Below are 14,555 nucleotides of genomic sequence, written 5' to 3'. Positions count from 1 at the left end.
CACCGACGACGAGCGCCGCACCGTCACCGAGATGATGGCCAAGGGCACCTACGGCATGATCAACTTGTCCACCACGGACCTCGACGGCGCCTTCGACCGGCTGAAGGACGGCGGCGCGGAGGTCGTCCAGGAGCCCGTCGAGCAGCCGTACGGCAGGCGGGACTGCGCCTTCCGGGACCCGGCGGGCAACCTGATCCGCATCAATGAGCAGCGCTGAGCTTCGGGCGGGTGCCGAGCCCCGCTCCCGCGCCCAGCGCTGTCGTGACACCGAGCACCGGCTCGCCCACGACATCGACGTCTGGGTGGCCAGTGCTTCGGCGGACGGTGCGGCGCACCTGGTGCCGCTGTGCTTCCACTGGGACGGCGAGGCGCTGCTGGTGGCGACCCCGGCGGACAGCGTGACCGGCAGGAACCTGGCCACCACCAGGGCCGTCCGGCTGGCGCTGGGCGACACCCGCGACGTGTCCATGATCGAGGGGGAGGTCGAGACCATCGAACTCGACGCTCTGCCGAAGGAGCGGGCCGACCGGTTCGTCGCGCACACCGGTTTCGACCCGCGTGCGCTGAGCACGCCGTACCGTTGGTATCGCATCTCCCCGCGCCGGATCCAGGCTTGGCGCGAGGAGAACGAGATGTCCGGCCGCGAGTTGATGCGCGACGGCCGCTGGCTGGTCTGACGCCCCGAGCGCGGCTCCAGACCCGAAACGTAGAACGACCGGAAGAACCGAGGGAGACAGGATGAGCAGGCGGTCGCCCGCCCCGCACGTCGCCGACAGCCACGACCTGATCCGGGTGCACGGCGCGCGCGAGAACAACCTCGCCGACGTCAGCCTCGAGATCCCGAAGCGCAGGTTGACCGTGTTCACCGGCGTCTCCGGCTCGGGCAAGAGCTCACTGGTGTTCGGCACGATCGCCGCGGAGTCGCAGCGGTTGATCAACGAGACGTACAGCGCCTTCGTGCAGGGCTTCATGCCGACGCTGTCGCGGCCCGACGTCGATCTGCTCGACGGGCTGACCACCGCGATCACCATCGACCAGCAGCGGATGGGAGCCGATCCCCGGTCCACGGTCGGCACCGCCACCGACGCCAACGCCATGCTGCGCATCCTCTTCAGCCGGCTCGGGCGGCCGCACATCGGCTCGCCCCAGGCGTTTTCCTTCAACGTCGCTTCGATCAGCGGGGCGGGCGCGGTCACCCTCGAACGCGCCGGGAAGACCACGAAGGAGCGGCGCAGCTTCAGCGTCACCGGCGGCATGTGCCCGCGTTGCGAGGGGCGGGGCTCGGTCAACGACATCGACCTGACCCAGATCTACGACGAGGGCAAGTCGCTCGCCGAAGGGGCGCTCAAGATCCCCGGCTACAGCATGGACGGCTGGTACGGCCGCATCTTCAAGGGCTGCGGCTTCTTCGACCCCGACAAGCCGATCCGCGGGTTCACCGAGAAGCAGTTGCACGACCTCCTGTACAAGGAGCCGACCAAGATCAAGGTCGACGGCATCAACCTGACCTACGAGGGCCTGATCCCGAGGATCCAGAAGTCGATGCTGTCCAAGGACGTCGACTCCCTGCAGCCGCACATCCGCGCCTTCGTGGAGCGGGCGGTCACCTTCACCACCTGCCCGGAGTGCGACGGCACCCGGCTGTCGGCCCAGGCCCGCTCCTCGAAGATCGACGGGATCAGCATCGCCGACGCCTGCTCGATGCAGATCAGCGACCTCGCCCGGTGGGTGGCGGCGTTGGCCGCACCGTCCGTCGCGCCGCTGCTGACGGCGCTGCGGCACACCCTCGACTCGTTCGTCGAGATCGGCCTGGGTTACCTCTCGCTCGACCGGCCGACGGGCACGCTCTCCGGCGGCGAATCGCAGCGGGTCAAGATGATCCGCCACCTCGGATCGTCGCTGACCGACGTCACCTACGTCTTCGACGAGCCGACGATCGGTCTGCACCCGCACGACATCCAGCGCATGAACGACCTGCTGCTGCGGTTGCGAGACAAGGGCAACACCGTGCTGGTCGTGGAGCACAAGCCGGAGGCCATCGCGATCGCCGACCACGTCGTCGACCTGGGGCCGGGCGCGGGCACCGAGGGCGGCGAGGTGGTGTTCGAGGGCACCGTCGAGGGGCTTCGGGCGAGCGGCACCGTCACCGGGCGGCACCTGGACGACCGCATCCGGCTGAAGCCGTCGGTGCGGACACCTTCGGGAAGACTGGAGGTCCGCGGTGCCAGTACCCACAACCTGTGCGGCGTCGACGTCGACATCCCGCTCGGCGTGCTGGTCGCGGTCACCGGGGTCGCGGGATCGGGCAAGAGTTCCCTGGTCCACGGCTCGGTGTCCGGGCGTGACGGGGTGGTGTCGGTGGACCAGACCCCGATCCGTGGTTCGCGGCGGAGCAACCCGGCGACCTACACCGGAGCGCTCGACCCGATCCGCAAGGCGTTCGCGAAGGCCAACGGGGTGAAACCGGCGCTGTTCAGCGCCAATTCCGAGGGCGCCTGCCCGAACTGCAACGGCGCCGGGGTGATCTACACCGACCTGGCGATGATGGCCGGTGTCGCCACCACCTGCGAGGTGTGCGAGGGGAAACGCTTTCTGGCTTCGGTGCTGGAGTACAAGTTCGGCGGCCGGGACATCAGCGAGGTGCTCGCGATGCCGGTGACCGAAGCCGAAGCGTTCTTCGGTGCCGGTGAGACGCGCACGCCGGCCGCGCACGCCATCCTCACCAGGCTGGCCGATGTCGGGCTCGGCTACCTCAGCCTCGGCCAGCCGCTGACCACGCTGTCCGGCGGCGAGCGGCAGCGGCTCAAGCTGGCCACACACCTGGGCGCCAACGGCGGTGTGTACGTCCTCGACGAGCCGACCACCGGCCTGCACCTCGCCGACGTCGAGCAGCTGCTCGGCCTGCTGGACCGGCTCGTCGACGCCGGGAAGTCGGTCATCGTCATCGAGCACCACCAGGCGGTCATGGCGCACGCCGACTGGATCATCGACCTCGGTCCCGGCGCCGGGCACGACGGCGGCCGGATCGTCTTCGAAGGAACCCCGCAGGCGCTCGTCGAGGCCCGCTCCACCCTCACCGGCGAGCACCTCGCGGCCTACGTCGGACGCTGACCAACTCAGACCGAGTATCGAAGCGGCGGAGCCGCTTGCGGTGGGCCGTCAGCTTGCACCGGCGCGGGTTCTGACGTGGTTCCTCGCTAGAACAGCGCTGCCAGCGCTCTTGAATTGGCATTCATGAGGAGGCGATCCCACAGCGAGGGACCGCGTCAGGTTCCGCTACCCGCACCGCCGCGCAAACCACTTCGATACAGCCTCTAGCTAGGGCAGGTCGAAGAGGGGGATCTGCTGCCTGCCCGGGTCCAGGCCGAGGATCCGGCGGCATTTCCGGCAGGTGACCGAGGCGTCGGTGGCGACGAGTTCGCCCGCCGCGCCCAGTCCCGACCAGCCCTGGTGGCAGCTGGGGGTGGGCAGGGTGAGCTCGTTGATCCAGGGACGCCAGGCCACCCCGTGCACCGTGTCCGAGCGGCCGATGCGCAGGTTCATGCCGGTGAACAGCTCGTGCTGGGTGCCGGCGAAGCTGACCGGGTCGGTCTGGGGCGCCGGGAACAGCGGAAGCGGCTGGGCGGTCACATCGACCAGTATGCGCCCGGCGGTGCCGTCGGTGGGTTTCCGACAGGCCGGTGCCGCCGCCTCCCGGGGCGTTCGGTCCACAGTGGACATCGTGGAGGCGAGTCGCCGGGGTGATATCGGGTATTGGACCGATTCGGGGGCTTTGTGAGATATTCTCCCTCGGGCGACCAGTGGACCCGAGGGGGGAGCTTCGATGGGGTACGAGGCGCGGCTCGACGAGGTCATGCGGGGCTTTCAGCAGCAGGCCGTGAAGGCCGCGGAACTCAAGGCGAAGATCGCCGAACTGCGTGGTCACGGCCGCAGCCCGGACGGCGCGGTCTCCGTCACCGTGGCCCCGTCCGGCGCTGTGCTCGGACTCCAGCTCACGCCCGCGGCGATGCGCCGTTCGCACACGCAGCTCCAGCAGGAAATCCTGGGCGCCATCCGCCAGGCCACCCAGCAGGCGGCGGCCACCCTGCAGGAGACCGTCCAGCCCCTGCTCGGCGACCGCGCCGAGCAGTTCCGCCAGGCCTTCAACGCCGGGCTCCCCGCCGTGGAGCCCTCCGGGCCGCCTCCGGCGCCGCCGTCCATCCCGCGGCCCGGTGCGCCCGTCCCGGTCAATCCGCCCGAGCAGGCGGCAATCAGACGGAACCGGCAGGCCGCTCCCGAAGTCGAAGACAACGACTTCGGCGGACCGATCCTGAGGTGAAGCGATGACGGGTTATCGCGTCGAGACCGCTGCGCTGGTCGCGCACAGCCAGGGCTCCCAAGAGGCCGCCGGTCATTTCGGCAGTCTCGCGGGCTTGCTGGAACAGGCACGGGTCAGCGACGACTGTTTCGGGCCCATCGGCGAGATGCTGGCCTTCAAGTACTTCGAGGGCCTGGAGGAATGCCGGAACCTGGCCACCCAGGCGCAGTCGTTCCTGACGCAGATCGCCGAGAAGACCAGCACCGCGGCGAAACTGTACGGGGACATGGAGCAGTCCGGAGCCGACGCGCTGGGCAGGTTCAAGGACCTGGCCGACGCCGCGGGCGGCGGCCCGGGCGGCCTGAGCGAGCTGAACCACGCCGGGGACGCCCAGCGGAAGAGCGATTTCGAGCAGAACGCCGGGTACGGCAGTTCCTGGGCGAGTACCGCGGGTGACGTGGCGCGCGCGAGCAGCCCGCCGGACGTCGCGATCGCCACCATCAACACCCGGATGGAGCAGCTTCAGCTGATCACCAGTCCGGGGCAGGCGTTCCTGGACAACGGGCTGGGCTTTCTCATCGGCATCGTGATCAGCCCGCTGGTCGAGCTGATCCTCGAGCCCGCGATCGGCGATCCGGAGCAGATGCGCAGCACCGCGAAGGGCTGGTCGCAGGTCGCCGAGTGGCTCGACGGCGTCGGCGAGCACGAGAAGAAGCGCGCCGAGGCCACCACCGAGGCGTGGCAGGGGCAGGGCGGGGACGCCTTCCGCAAGCAGATGACGGAATTCGCCGGGGGTTCGGCCGCGCTGGCCGCCGACATCCGGGGCGTGCAGCAGATCCTCGAGATCGCGGCCGATCTCTTCGACGCGTTCGTGGAGATCTGCATCGACATCATCCAGGAACTGGTGATGGGCCTGATCATCGAGTGGCTGGCCGCGCTGGCCGCCTCGTGGATCACGGCCGGTGCCTCGGTGGGAGCGGCGGGCGCGACGACGACCGCGCAGGTCGGCATCACCGGCACCCGGCTGGGCATGAAGGTCAAGGGCCTGCTCGGCAAGCTCAAACCGCTGATCGACAGGCTGGAGGAGCTTCTCCGCCAGTTGCGGACCGGACGACTGAAGAAGGTCGTCGAGCGGATGGAGGGCCTGCGCGAGGGCAACATGGCTCAGAAGTGGCTGGGCCGGAAGATCGACGCGAACCCGCTCGCCAAGATCCTCACCAAGGCCGACCCGGTGACCGGCGCCTCCAAGACCGGGAACCGGTTCGCGGACGGCGCGGCACAGCGGCTGGCGGAGCAGATGCGGAGACAAGGGCTCGATCCCGGCGACCTCGCCAACGGCTCGCAGGGCTCCTTCGCGCTCACCACCAACCTCAGCGAGGCGGGCCTGCGGATGGCCGGGATGAGCGGTACGACGCATATGCCCACGGCCGCCACCAAGGGAATCATGGAGAACGCACCCGGACTCGCCATGGAGCAGGGCGTCAAGTACGGCTACAACAAGGCGCAGGACCCCGAATCCGACGAGGAACGCCGCGCCACCGAAGAGCGAGGGTTCACGCTCGAATGAGCTTCTCCCATCCCCCTGGTCCTGCCACCGTGGCCCTTCCCCTGCTGGACGAGCCGGGCGAACGGTTGCTGTGGGCCACGTACCTGAGGACGTTCTACTTCGACGTGGACGGTCTGGACGCCCGCGGCGCACCGAAGAAGGGGGTACTCCACCGCGCGGCCCGTGCCGTCGGTGGTACCGCCGCGGTGTTCACGCTCGACGTGATCTTCGGAACCTCCGACGAGAGCCCCGACAAGCCGGCGCCGCCCGAGGTGCTCTTCTTCGGGTCCGCCCCGGGATGCCTGGCCCACCAGGCAGCGGGGGAGTTGGGGGAGAGTGGGAAGACCGGCATCAGGTGGGTCTGGGCGCTGTCCACGCACCGGTTCGCCGTGCTCGGGCCCGCACCGGTCGAGCAGCCCGAAGAGCCGCGGGAGCCGGACGATTCCGTGCTGAAGAAGGCTTTTTCCCTCGGCAGGGGGATCGGGAAGGGGCTCAGGGAAGCCGCCAGGATACTGGCCGACAACCGGCAAAGGTACGGCGAAAACATCGAGGGGGAGCCGATCGCCACGCCGCGGTATTCGGTGCGCACGGAGTTTCCGCGCGAACGGATCACCGGGGTCGCGGTGACCCGGCGCCGCACCGGACGGCGCGAACAGCCCTGCCTTCGAGTGTCTCTTGTGGACGGTTCCGGGGTGGATCTGCTCATCGCTGCCACCGATCCCGACGACCTCGAACGCCTGCGGGCGCTCACCAACGGGGTGGGGTGAACCATGACGGACCGCGTCGCGCACGAGGACTACGAGATCGTCCACGACGAGCTGACCCGGTTCTGGCTCCGGCCGGGTGAGCGGTTGTGGTTCGGCTGCGCTCCCCTGCGCGGTTACGTGCGGGCGCGCATCGGCGCCGAAACCCGCCTGCCCCATGAACCGCTGGGCGCGATACCGCCGCTGGACCTGGGTGCTTCCCGCTGGCCGCTGCCCGCGGAAGGGGTGCTCGAACAGGAGTGGACCGACGACCCCACCGTGGCCTTCCTGGCGCTGGCCCAGCGCCCGGACCAGCACGCCGTCTCCTTCGGGGACCATTTCGCCCACAGCCGGGGAGAAGCGCGCCTGGCCGTGACCACGCACCGGGTGGCGGTGGTGTACACGACGAAGCTCTTCCACCTTCCCGCACCCGGCGAACCCCTGTTCACCACGTTCTGCGAACTCGATGCCGGCCGGGTCCGCGGCTGCACCGCACCCTACGTGGGGCGCAGCATCCCACCGGTGCGGGTGATCCGGGTCGACTTCGCCGACGGTTCCGCCCTGCTGCTGCGCGATCCGCTGGCCGCCCGGCGGGTCGGCCGGGTCCCGGCGGCCTGAGCACGGGGGAGCGTTACGCGGTACCGGTGAAGATCGCCTTCTGGCCACCGAAATCGGGCTGGAACTCCAGGCGGAGCACGCCGGGGTCTTCGGTGGCGGCAAAGGCCCACTGGTAGGTGTAGGACTGCCCCGGGGCGATGGTGGTGAGCGGCGGTACGCCGACACCCCGGTCGGCGTCGACGATCGAGTTGGCCGCTTCCCCGTTGAACGTGGCGTTCGGGCCGAAGACCGTCCAGTTGAACTGGTACGGCGTGGTGCCGCCGTTGGTGAGGGTGATGTTCAGGATGATCGAGCGGTCCGGGTCCATGTTCGCGTTCGGCGAGGGGGTGTACGGCGCCGGTGCCTCGACCTGCACCGTGAGACCGCTCTGCCAGGTGAATCGCTCACCCCAGGTCAGGTCGGGTTGCGCGGTCGCGGCGTCACCCGCGGCGACGGTGCCGGAGGCCGCCTTGTCCTTGTGCTTGTTGTGGCCGTTGACGACGGTGGCGATCACCAGGGCGAGCAGCAGCACCAGCGGTACGGCGATGGCCAGCCACCGCATCTTCCGCCGAGGAGCGCGCGGCGGGGTTTGCCCGGTCTGCTGTGCTTCGCCAGGGTGGTGCTCCGGCATGGCGTTCCCTTCACGGTGTGGGACTGGTCAGCCCGTGAAAGTACGGCGGAAACGGAACGGCTGCCGGAGGATGAGACCTCCGGCAGCCGTGCTCCACCCCATCGGGTTTAACCCGATAAGGGGTCAGCAGCTCACCAGGACCGCCGTGCCGGCATTGAACGACACGTGCACATGGTCGTAGTGGTTGGCGGTGACGCTGCCGCGGTCCGGCATCGCGGACCACCCGCTGCCGTCGTTGTAGCGCTGCCGCCAGATCACGTACTTCACGCCGAGCCGGTCACGGTTCGCCAGCACGAAATCGGCGAGTGCGTTCCCGGTCGAGGTGTTGACCATGAAGTCGAGGGCCAGTCCCGCCGGGTGGTCCCCGGGCTCGGCCCGGTCACCGCGGCCGAGGATCTGGCTCACGGGGAACAGTTTCTTGAGGTAGTTGCCCACCATGGCGGCGTTCGGCTGGGCACCGTCGAGCACCGTCGAACAGGCCTGCACGACCTTCGGGGTGGTCGTGGTCGGTGCCACCGGTGCGACGACCGCGACGGCGGGAGCCGACTGATCCGGGGAGGCCGGAGCGATCGGCGCGGTGCTCGATGCCACTGTGGGCCCAGTGGTGGGCCCAGTGGTGGACGACATGGTGGATGCGGTGTTCGACGCCGTGGCCAAGACCGGCGGCGTGCTGGTGGTCGTCCTCCTGGTGATGGTCGTGGTGGACGACGACGAGGCCTCGGTGCTCGTCGCCGCGCTCGAGGAGGTGCCGTCCGTCGTGGGCGTGCCGGAAGCCGCCAGCAGGGTGCTCGCGGTCGTCGGCAAACTCGCCTGCATGGCGAGGGTGGGTGTGTGGGACTGCCAGGGCCCGCCGGTCACCCAGACCGTGAAGCCCAGGAGGAACGCGGCCGTCACGGCGGCCAGCGCCGGCAGTTTTCTGTTCTTTTTCGCTCTGTGGCGACCCGCCATTTCAGTACCGTTCTCATACTGCGGGTGATTGATCCGTTACCCGCCTGTTATTGTGGAAACCGAACGCAGCGTACGAATGGCGCAGGGCGAAGTCACCGGTGAGTGAGTATTCGCACAGATCAACAGCACGAAAACGCCGCCCCGCGTGAGGCGGCGAGGCGGCGGAAGTGATAGCGGCCGGTCAGGGTGCCGAAATGGCACTTACCGAGCGCAGGGAACCGGCCGCTTTGCGTGTTTTCGGAAAAAGGAACCGGATGGGGTCAGAGAGCGTCGACCACCTCGTCGATCTGCTCGGCGAGCGACGTGTCCTTCCGGGTCAGCCCGCCCGCCGAATGCGTACTCAGGTGGAAGGTCAGATTCCGCCACCGGATGTCGATGTCCGGGTGGTGGTTGAGGCTTTCGGCGATCTCCGCGATCCGGTTGACCGCCTGGATCGCCTGGGTGAAGGTGCCGAGTTCGGCCGTGCGTTCGAACTCCGCGCCCTCGGCGCGGCCACGCTCCCCGCCGGGGCCCTCCTTGACGTGCCAGTGCGGCAGTTTGGTCAGGGCGTCGGAGATCTCGTCGTCGGTCAGTAGTTCCGCCATGTGGTCCATCGTGGTACGCGAACGGGTACGCTGCACGGTTGCCACGGGAGCCCGGTGTGCGGCCGGGCTGAGAGGCGGGTGGTGCGCCCGCGACCGTTCGCACCTGATCCGGATCATGCCGGCGCAGGGAGGCCCTCGGTTTCCTCGTGCCGGCCACGGCAAGGAGGGCCATGAGAGGCAAGTGGGGCGCGGGCTTGGTGCTCGCGCTGGTGGGGGCACTGACCGCGGGCTGCACCCTGATCGGCGGATCGGAGGGCACCACCGGGGGCACCGTCACCCTGGTCACACACGATTCCTGGGCCGCGCCCCAGCAGGTGCTGGACGCCTTCGCGCAGCAGACCGGGATCAGGATCGCCGTCGTCAAGAAGGGCGACGCGGGGGCACTGACGAACTCGCTCGTGCTGAGCAAGGCCAACCCGATCGGGGACGTCGCCTACGGCGTCGATTCGACCTTCGCCTCCCGTGCGCTGAGCGAGGGCGTCTTCGACTCCTACACCAGCCCGGAGGCCGATCGCGGACCTCAGCGGTACGCCGCCGATTCCGAGCACCGGCTGTCCGCGGTGGACGTGGGCGACGTGTGCCTGAACGTGGACACCGGGTGGTTCGCCGCGAAGGGCATCCCGGTACCGGCGAGCTACGCCGACCTCACCGATCCCCGCTACAAGGACCTGCTTGTGGTGGAGAACCCGGCGACCTCCTCCCCGGGACTGGCGTTCCTGCTCGGCACCGTCGCCCGGTACGGCGAGCAGGACTGGCAGGCGTACTGGACGGCGTTGAAGAACAACGGCGTCAAGACGGTCAGCGGCTGGGAGGAGGCCTACACCCAGGACTTCTCCGGATCTTCCGGCAAGGGGCCCCGGCCGATCGTGGTGTCCTACGCCTCCTCGCCCGCGGCCGAGATCGGTGACGACGGCAAGCCGCGCACGAAGGCCCTGCTCGACACCTGCTACCGCCAGGTCGAGTACGCGGGCGTGCTCACCGGCACCAAACAGCCCGACAAGGCCCGCAAGGTGATCGATTTCCTGCTCTCGCAGCAGTTCCAGGCGACGGTGGCGGACAACATGTACGTCTACCCGTCCCGCCAGGGCGTCGAGTTGCCCAAGGGCTGGGCCGAGGCGGCCCCGCTGCCGCAGAACCCGGCGGCCCTGCCGGGGGCGCGGGTCCAGGAGGGCCGGGAGCGCTGGATCGGGCAGTGGCGTTCGCTGCTCGGCCAGTAGGCCGCGCGGGGCTGGGGCTGCTCGCCCTGGTGCCGCTCGCCTTCCTGGTGGTCTTCTTCGCCTGGCCGGTGCTGGCGATCCTGCGGCGCGGGTTCGCCGGGGACGGGTTGTTCGCGGTGCTCGCCGACGGGCAGACCTGGCGGCTGGCGGGGTTCACCGTCGCACAGGCGGCCGCTTCGACCGTGCTCGCGGTGCTGGCCGGGATCCCGGTGGCGTTCGTGCTCGCCAGGGTGCGCCTGCCGTGGGTCGGCCTGGTGCGGACCCTGGTGCTGGTGCCGTTCGTGTTGCCCACCGTGGTGGTGGGGCTGGCGTTCCGGACGTTGTGGCCGGACGGCGGGGTCGTGCCGCTCGTCCTGGCCGACGCCTTCTTCAACGTGGCGGTGGTGGCGCGCACCGTCGCCGGAGTCTGGGCGCACTGGGATTCGCGGGCGGAGGACGCGGCGCGCACCCTCGGCGCCTCGCGGTGGCGCGCCTTCCGTTCGGTGACGCTGCCCGCACTGCTCCCGGCGATCACCTCCGCGGCGGCGGTGGTGTTCCTGTTCTGCGCCACCAGTTTCGGGGTGGTGCTGGTGCTCGGCGGCGCCCGGCTGCGCACGCTGGAGACCGAGATCTACCTCCGGACCGAGAACCTGCTGGACCTGACCGGGGCGGCCGCGTTGTCGCTGGTCCAGATCGCGGCGGTGCTCGCGGCGCTGGTGGTGGGCGCGGCGGCCCGGCGGCGCCGGGAAACGGCGCTGCGCCTGCGGGCCCGGCGGGAGACCGCGCGACGGCCCACCGGAGGCGAGTGGTGGGTGGTGGGCGCGGCACTGGCCGTGCTGGGCCTGCTGCTCACCCCGATCGCCGCGCTCGTCGTGCGGTCGCTGTCCACTTCGGACGGATGGAGCCTTACCGGTTACCGGGCACTGGCCGGGCACGGCGACGACGGCACGCTCCAGGTCTCGGGCTGGGACGCGGCCGTCCAGTCGCTGCGGACCGCGACGGACGCGACGGTGCTCGCCCTGCTGGTCGGGGTGTCGGCGTCGGTGCTCGTGGTCGCGCTGCGGCGGGCGCCGGGCCGCACCGCGCACGGCCTCGCGGAGACGATGGACGCCGCGCTCATGCTGCCGCTCGGGGTTTCCGCGGTCACCGTCGGTTTCGGCTACCTGATCACGCTGGACGCGCTGCCGGGCGAGCTGCGCACCTCCCCGCTGCTGGTGCCGCTGGCCCAGGCGCTGGTCATCATCCCGGTCGTGGTGCGGATGGTGCTGCCCCTGCTGCGGTCGGTCGACGACCGCCTCCGGCAGGCCGCCGCGACGCTGGGCGCGGGCCCGCTGCGGGTGTGGCGGGAGATCGACTTCCCGATGACGGTGCGGGCGCTGGTCGCCGCGGCGGGGTTCGGCTACGTGGTCGCGCTCGGTGAATTCGGCGCGACGAGCTTTCTCGCCCGGCCGCAGGCACCCACGCTGCCGGTGGCGATCGCGTCGCTGCTGGCCCGTCCCGGGCAGTTGAACAACCAGATGGCCTACGCCGCGTGCACCCTGCTGATGCTGGTCACCGCGGCGGCCGTGGTCCTGATCGACCGGTTCGGTTCCGGCCGGGTAGGGGAGTTCTGAGCATGGCGCTCACGGTCAAGGGGCTCACCGTGGCCTACCGGTCGTTCACCGCGGTGCGCGAGGCCGCGCTCGACATCGCCGACGGTGAGGTGCTGGCGCTGCTGGGACCTTCCGGATCGGGTAAGTCGACGCTGCTGCGGGCGATCACCGGGCTGGAGCCACTGGTCTCGGGCGAAATCCGGTGGGACGGCGAGGATCTGGCGCCGGTCCCGGTCCACCGCCGGGGTTTCGGCCTGGTGTTCCAGGACGGTCAGCTCTTCCCGCACCGCGATGTCGCGGGCAACGTCGCCTTCGGGCTGCGCATGGGCGGCCTTCCCGCTCGTGAGCGGGAGCGGCGGGTGAGCGGGCTGCTGGAGCTGGTCGGTCTGAGCGGGTACGAACGGCGCCGGGTCACCGAGCTGTCCGGCGGTGAGGCGCAACGGGTGGCGCTGGCGCGGGCGCTGGCGCCCCGGCCGCGGCTGCTCCTGCTCGACGAACCACTGTCCGGTTTGGACGCCGCACTGCGCGAGCAGCTCGCGATGGAACTCGCCGAGGTGCTGCGGCGCGCCAAGACCACGACCCTGCTGGTCACGCACGACCAGGAGGAGGCGTTCACCCTCGCCGACCGGGTGGCCGTGCTGCTGGACGGGCGGGTACGGCAGGCGGGCGAGGTGCGTGCGGTGTGGCGGCACCCGGTGGACGAGGAGGTGGCCGCCTTCCTCGGGGTGACGGGGTTCTTCGACGGTGCGGCGGCCGGTGGCGTGGTCCGGTTCCCGTTCGGCGAGGTGGCTCTTGCCGAACAGACCCCGGACGGCCCGGTGCGGGTGGGCCTGCGCCCGCACGGGCTGCGGCGGTCGCGCACCGGGACACCGGGTGAGGTCCTGGCCATGGCACACCGGCGTGACCACCTGCGGCTGCGTGTCCGCACCCCGCATTCCACAGTGGACGCCGTGGCCCCGGTGGGCGCGGAGATCGGACCGGGCGATTCGATCCGTCTCGAACCGGACGCCGACGGGATCGTCCTGATCGGCGGCTGAGCGCTCAGCCCGCCCACATGGCCAGCAGCGCCAGTGCTTCCTCGGATTCGGGCTCGGGCGTGAAGGTGATCAGCCGCTGCCCGGACGCGTCGGGCAGGACGAAGTTCTCGAACCGCAGCGTGAGCTCCCCGGCCACCGGATGCCGGAACCGCTTGCGGCCGTGGGTGCGCTCGCGCACGTCCCGTCGGGACCACAGGTCCTCGAAGTCCGGGCTGTTCATGGTCAGCTCGCCGAGCAGGGTGGCCAGCGCCTGGTCGCCGGGGTTCCGCCCGGCGGCGAGGCGGAGCTGCCCCACCGTGGCACGGGCGACCTCCGGCCAGTCGGCGAAGATCTCGCGGGAGGCCGGATCGAGGAAGGCGAACCGGCCGAGGTTGCGCCGTTTCGCCGGGGCCCGCTCGAAGTCGAAGAACAGGTGCGCGGCGAGGCGGTTCCAGGCGAGCACGTCGAGCCGGTGGTTGGTCACCAGCGCGGGGATACCGGTCATCCGGCGGAGCAGGTCCACGAGTTCCTTTCGCGCCGGGCTCGGCCGCGGCCGGGGCTTCTCGGGCGGGCCGGCGAGGTCGCGCAGGTGGCGCTCCTCGACTTCGTCGAGGCCGAGCGCGCGGGCGAGCGCGGCGAGGACCTGGTGCGACGGCTGCCCGACCCGGCCCTGTTCGAGCCGGATGTAGTACTCGACGCTGATCCCGGCCAGCTGAGCCACCTCGTCCCGCCGCAGGCTGGATACCCGGCGCCTGTTCCCGGCCGGGAAACCCGCCTGCGCGGGGCCGAGGCGCGCCCGCCGGGAGCGAAGGAATTCGCCCAGTTCGTCCACGCCCTCCAGTCTGCCCGGCAGGCGGCCGGAAAGGGTGGCCCTGCCGGTACCAGCAAACGCGGGGCCTGGGAACCGGGCCCGGTACCCGACCAGCATGGGCCGAGACGAAAGGAGCCGATCATGTGCCACAGCGCCGAGAGCCTGCCGCCCTCCCCGCCCGAACCGAAGGAGGTGGCCGGCCACGGCCCACTCAAGCTGACCTCGGCGGACGGTACCGCCGTTCCCGCCTACTACGCGCTTCCGGCGGGGCCGCCGCGGGGCCGGATGGTCATCCTCCCCGACGTGCGCGGGGTCCACCCGTACTACACCGCACTGGCCCAGCGGTTCGCCGAAGCCGGTTTCGCCACCGTCGCGGTGGACTACTACGGCCGCACGGCCGGTGCCGGGGAGCGCGACGATTCCTTCGACTGGCAACGGTATCTGCCGAGCGTGCGGCCCGGTGAAGTCGAAATCGACGTGGCGGCGGCGCTGGCCCACCTGTCCGGCCACACTACGGGCCCCGCCTACACCGTCGGGTTCTGCTTCGGCGGCAGCCAGTCCTGGCGGCTGGCCGCCTCCGGCCTCGACCTGGCC

Annotated in this window: 17 protein-coding genes and 1 riboswitch; of the genes, 12 read left to right on the top strand and 5 right to left on the bottom strand. The window is 70.5% G+C overall.

Annotated features, from left to right (window positions below; all coding sequences use genetic code 11):
* The 3 genes from FNH05_RS16240 to FNH05_RS16230 all read left to right on the top strand — a co-directional run.
* The coding region (locus tag FNH05_RS16240; protein ID WP_186382575.1) for a VOC family protein at positions 1–217 on the top strand (217 nt) is incomplete at its 5' end.
* Positions 204–677 (top strand): pyridoxamine 5'-phosphate oxidase family protein, encoded by a 474-nt coding sequence (locus FNH05_RS16235; RefSeq protein ID WP_144589059.1) that lies wholly within the window; start codon positions 204–206, stop codon positions 675–677. The genes FNH05_RS16240 and FNH05_RS16235, both read left to right, overlap by 14 nt.
* A gap of 61 nt (positions 678–738) precedes the next feature.
* A complete protein-coding gene (locus tag FNH05_RS16230; RefSeq protein ID WP_144589057.1) occupies positions 739–3,111 on the top strand; it encodes an ATP-binding cassette domain-containing protein in 2,373 nt (790 codons plus the stop codon).
* Between the two features lie 207 nt (positions 3,112–3,318).
* Here FNH05_RS16230 and FNH05_RS16225 read toward each other — a convergent pair whose 3' ends face one another.
* Entirely contained in the window at positions 3,319–3,711 is a 393-nt protein-coding gene (locus FNH05_RS16225) for a hypothetical protein (RefSeq protein WP_246127771.1), read from the bottom strand.
* A 112-nt stretch (positions 3,712–3,823) separates the two neighbouring features.
* On the opposite strand from FNH05_RS16225, the gene FNH05_RS16220 reads away from it, so the two are divergent.
* Genes FNH05_RS16220 through FNH05_RS16205 form a run of 4 tightly spaced genes read left to right on the top strand, consistent with a single transcriptional unit; the run spans position 3,824 to position 7,204 of the window.
* On the top strand, positions 3,824–4,318 hold the full coding sequence (locus tag FNH05_RS16220; protein WP_144589055.1) for a YbaB/EbfC family nucleoid-associated protein: 495 nt from the start codon (positions 3,824–3,826) through the stop codon (positions 4,316–4,318).
* 4 nt (positions 4,319–4,322) lie between these two features.
* A complete protein-coding gene (locus FNH05_RS16215) occupies positions 4,323–5,864 on the top strand; it encodes a WXG100 family type VII secretion target (protein WP_144589053.1) in 1,542 nt (513 codons plus the stop codon).
* The gene (locus tag FNH05_RS16210) at positions 5,861–6,610 is read left to right on the top strand and encodes a hypothetical protein (protein WP_144589051.1); all 750 of its coding nucleotides are present in this window, start codon (positions 5,861–5,863) and stop codon (positions 6,608–6,610) included. The genes FNH05_RS16215 and FNH05_RS16210 overlap by 4 nt, the downstream gene beginning before the upstream one ends.
* A gap of 3 nt (positions 6,611–6,613) precedes the next feature.
* Complete coding sequence (locus tag FNH05_RS16205; protein ID WP_144589049.1) at positions 6,614–7,204, top strand: hypothetical protein; 591 nt, start codon at positions 6,614–6,616, stop codon at positions 7,202–7,204.
* Between the two features lie 13 nt (positions 7,205–7,217).
* Here the strand turns inward: FNH05_RS16205 and FNH05_RS16200 are convergent, their stop codons facing one another.
* Positions 7,218–7,814, bottom strand: a complete 597-nt coding sequence (locus FNH05_RS16200) for a DUF4352 domain-containing protein (protein ID WP_144589048.1) — start codon at positions 7,812–7,814, stop codon at positions 7,218–7,220.
* Positions 7,815–7,937: 123 nt separating this feature from the next.
* Entirely contained in the window at positions 7,938–8,405 is a 468-nt protein-coding gene (locus tag FNH05_RS39310; RefSeq protein ID WP_246127770.1) for a VldE C-terminal domain-containing protein, read from the bottom strand.
* A gap of 10 nt (positions 8,406–8,415) precedes the next feature.
* Here FNH05_RS39310 and FNH05_RS39305 point away from each other — a divergent pair, with 10 nt between their 5' ends.
* On the top strand, positions 8,416–8,790 hold the full coding sequence (locus FNH05_RS39305; protein WP_246127769.1) for a hypothetical protein: 375 nt from the start codon (positions 8,416–8,418) through the stop codon (positions 8,788–8,790).
* A 232-nt stretch (positions 8,791–9,022) separates the two neighbouring features.
* On the opposite strand, the gene FNH05_RS16190 is transcribed toward FNH05_RS39305, so the two are convergent.
* Complete coding sequence (locus FNH05_RS16190; RefSeq protein WP_144589044.1) at positions 9,023–9,346, bottom strand: 4a-hydroxytetrahydrobiopterin dehydratase; 324 nt, start codon at positions 9,344–9,346, stop codon at positions 9,023–9,025.
* Positions 9,347–9,379: 33 nt separating this feature from the next.
* A riboswitch (TPP riboswitch) is annotated at positions 9,380–9,493 on the top strand.
* 23 nt (positions 9,494–9,516) lie between these two features.
* Here FNH05_RS16190 and FNH05_RS16185 point away from each other — a divergent pair.
* Genes FNH05_RS16185 through FNH05_RS16175 form a run of 3 tightly spaced genes read left to right on the top strand, consistent with a single transcriptional unit; the run spans position 9,517 to position 13,171 of the window.
* Positions 9,517–10,563: a thiamine ABC transporter substrate-binding protein gene (locus FNH05_RS16185; RefSeq protein ID WP_144589042.1), complete on the top strand. Its 1,047-nt coding sequence runs from the start codon at positions 9,517–9,519 to the stop codon at positions 10,561–10,563.
* A 26-nt stretch (positions 10,564–10,589) separates the two neighbouring features.
* A complete protein-coding gene (locus FNH05_RS16180) occupies positions 10,590–12,155 on the top strand; it encodes an ABC transporter permease (protein ID WP_144589061.1) in 1,566 nt (521 codons plus the stop codon).
* A 2-nt stretch (positions 12,156–12,157) separates the two neighbouring features.
* A complete protein-coding gene (locus tag FNH05_RS16175) occupies positions 12,158–13,171 on the top strand; it encodes an ABC transporter ATP-binding protein (RefSeq protein ID WP_144589040.1) in 1,014 nt (337 codons plus the stop codon).
* Positions 13,172–13,175: 4 nt separating this feature from the next.
* Here the strand turns inward: FNH05_RS16175 and FNH05_RS16170 are convergent, their stop codons facing one another.
* Positions 13,176–14,078 carry a helix-turn-helix transcriptional regulator gene (locus FNH05_RS16170; RefSeq protein ID WP_222426622.1) on the bottom strand — a complete coding sequence of 301 codons (903 nt, stop codon included), beginning with the start codon at positions 14,076–14,078 and terminating at the stop codon, positions 13,176–13,178.
* Positions 14,079–14,102: 24 nt separating this feature from the next.
* On the opposite strand from FNH05_RS16170, the gene FNH05_RS16165 reads away from it, so the two are divergent.
* The coding region (locus FNH05_RS16165) for a dienelactone hydrolase family protein (RefSeq protein WP_186382574.1) at positions 14,103–14,555 on the top strand (453 nt) is incomplete at its 3' end.

Origin of the sequence: Amycolatopsis rhizosphaerae, from assembly GCF_007713715.1 — a bacterium.
In the GTDB taxonomy this organism is placed as follows: Bacteria; Actinomycetota; Actinomycetes; order Mycobacteriales; family Pseudonocardiaceae; genus Amycolatopsis_E; species Amycolatopsis_E rhizosphaerae.
Note: the sequence above shows the minus strand (reverse complement) of the source record. Positions and strands in the feature narration are given on the sequence as shown.

Coding starts and splice junctions, on each gene's coding strand:
- FNH05_RS16235 (WP_144589059.1), top strand. CDS start 204: ATGAGCAGCGCTGAGCTTCGGGCGGGTGCCGAGCCCCGCTCCCGCGCC.
- FNH05_RS16230 (WP_144589057.1), top strand. CDS start 739: ATGAGCAGGCGGTCGCCCGCCCCGCACGTCGCCGACAGCCACGACCTG.
- FNH05_RS16220 (WP_144589055.1), top strand. CDS start 3,824: ATGGGGTACGAGGCGCGGCTCGACGAGGTCATGCGGGGCTTTCAGCAG.
- FNH05_RS16185 (WP_144589042.1), top strand. CDS start 9,517: ATGAGAGGCAAGTGGGGCGCGGGCTTGGTGCTCGCGCTGGTGGGGGCA.
- FNH05_RS16190 (WP_144589044.1), bottom strand. CDS start 9,346: ATGGCGGAACTACTGACCGACGACGAGATCTCCGACGCCCTGACCAAA.
- FNH05_RS16175 (WP_144589040.1), top strand. CDS start 12,158: ATGGCGCTCACGGTCAAGGGGCTCACCGTGGCCTACCGGTCGTTCACC.
- FNH05_RS16170 (WP_222426622.1), bottom strand. CDS start 14,078: ATGCTGGTCGGGTACCGGGCCCGGTTCCCAGGCCCCGCGTTTGCTGGT.
- FNH05_RS16205 (WP_144589049.1), top strand. CDS start 6,614: ATGACGGACCGCGTCGCGCACGAGGACTACGAGATCGTCCACGACGAG.
- FNH05_RS16215 (WP_144589053.1), top strand. CDS start 4,323: ATGACGGGTTATCGCGTCGAGACCGCTGCGCTGGTCGCGCACAGCCAG.
- FNH05_RS16200 (WP_144589048.1), bottom strand. CDS start 7,814: ATGCCGGAGCACCACCCTGGCGAAGCACAGCAGACCGGGCAAACCCCG.
- FNH05_RS16210 (WP_144589051.1), top strand. CDS start 5,861: ATGAGCTTCTCCCATCCCCCTGGTCCTGCCACCGTGGCCCTTCCCCTG.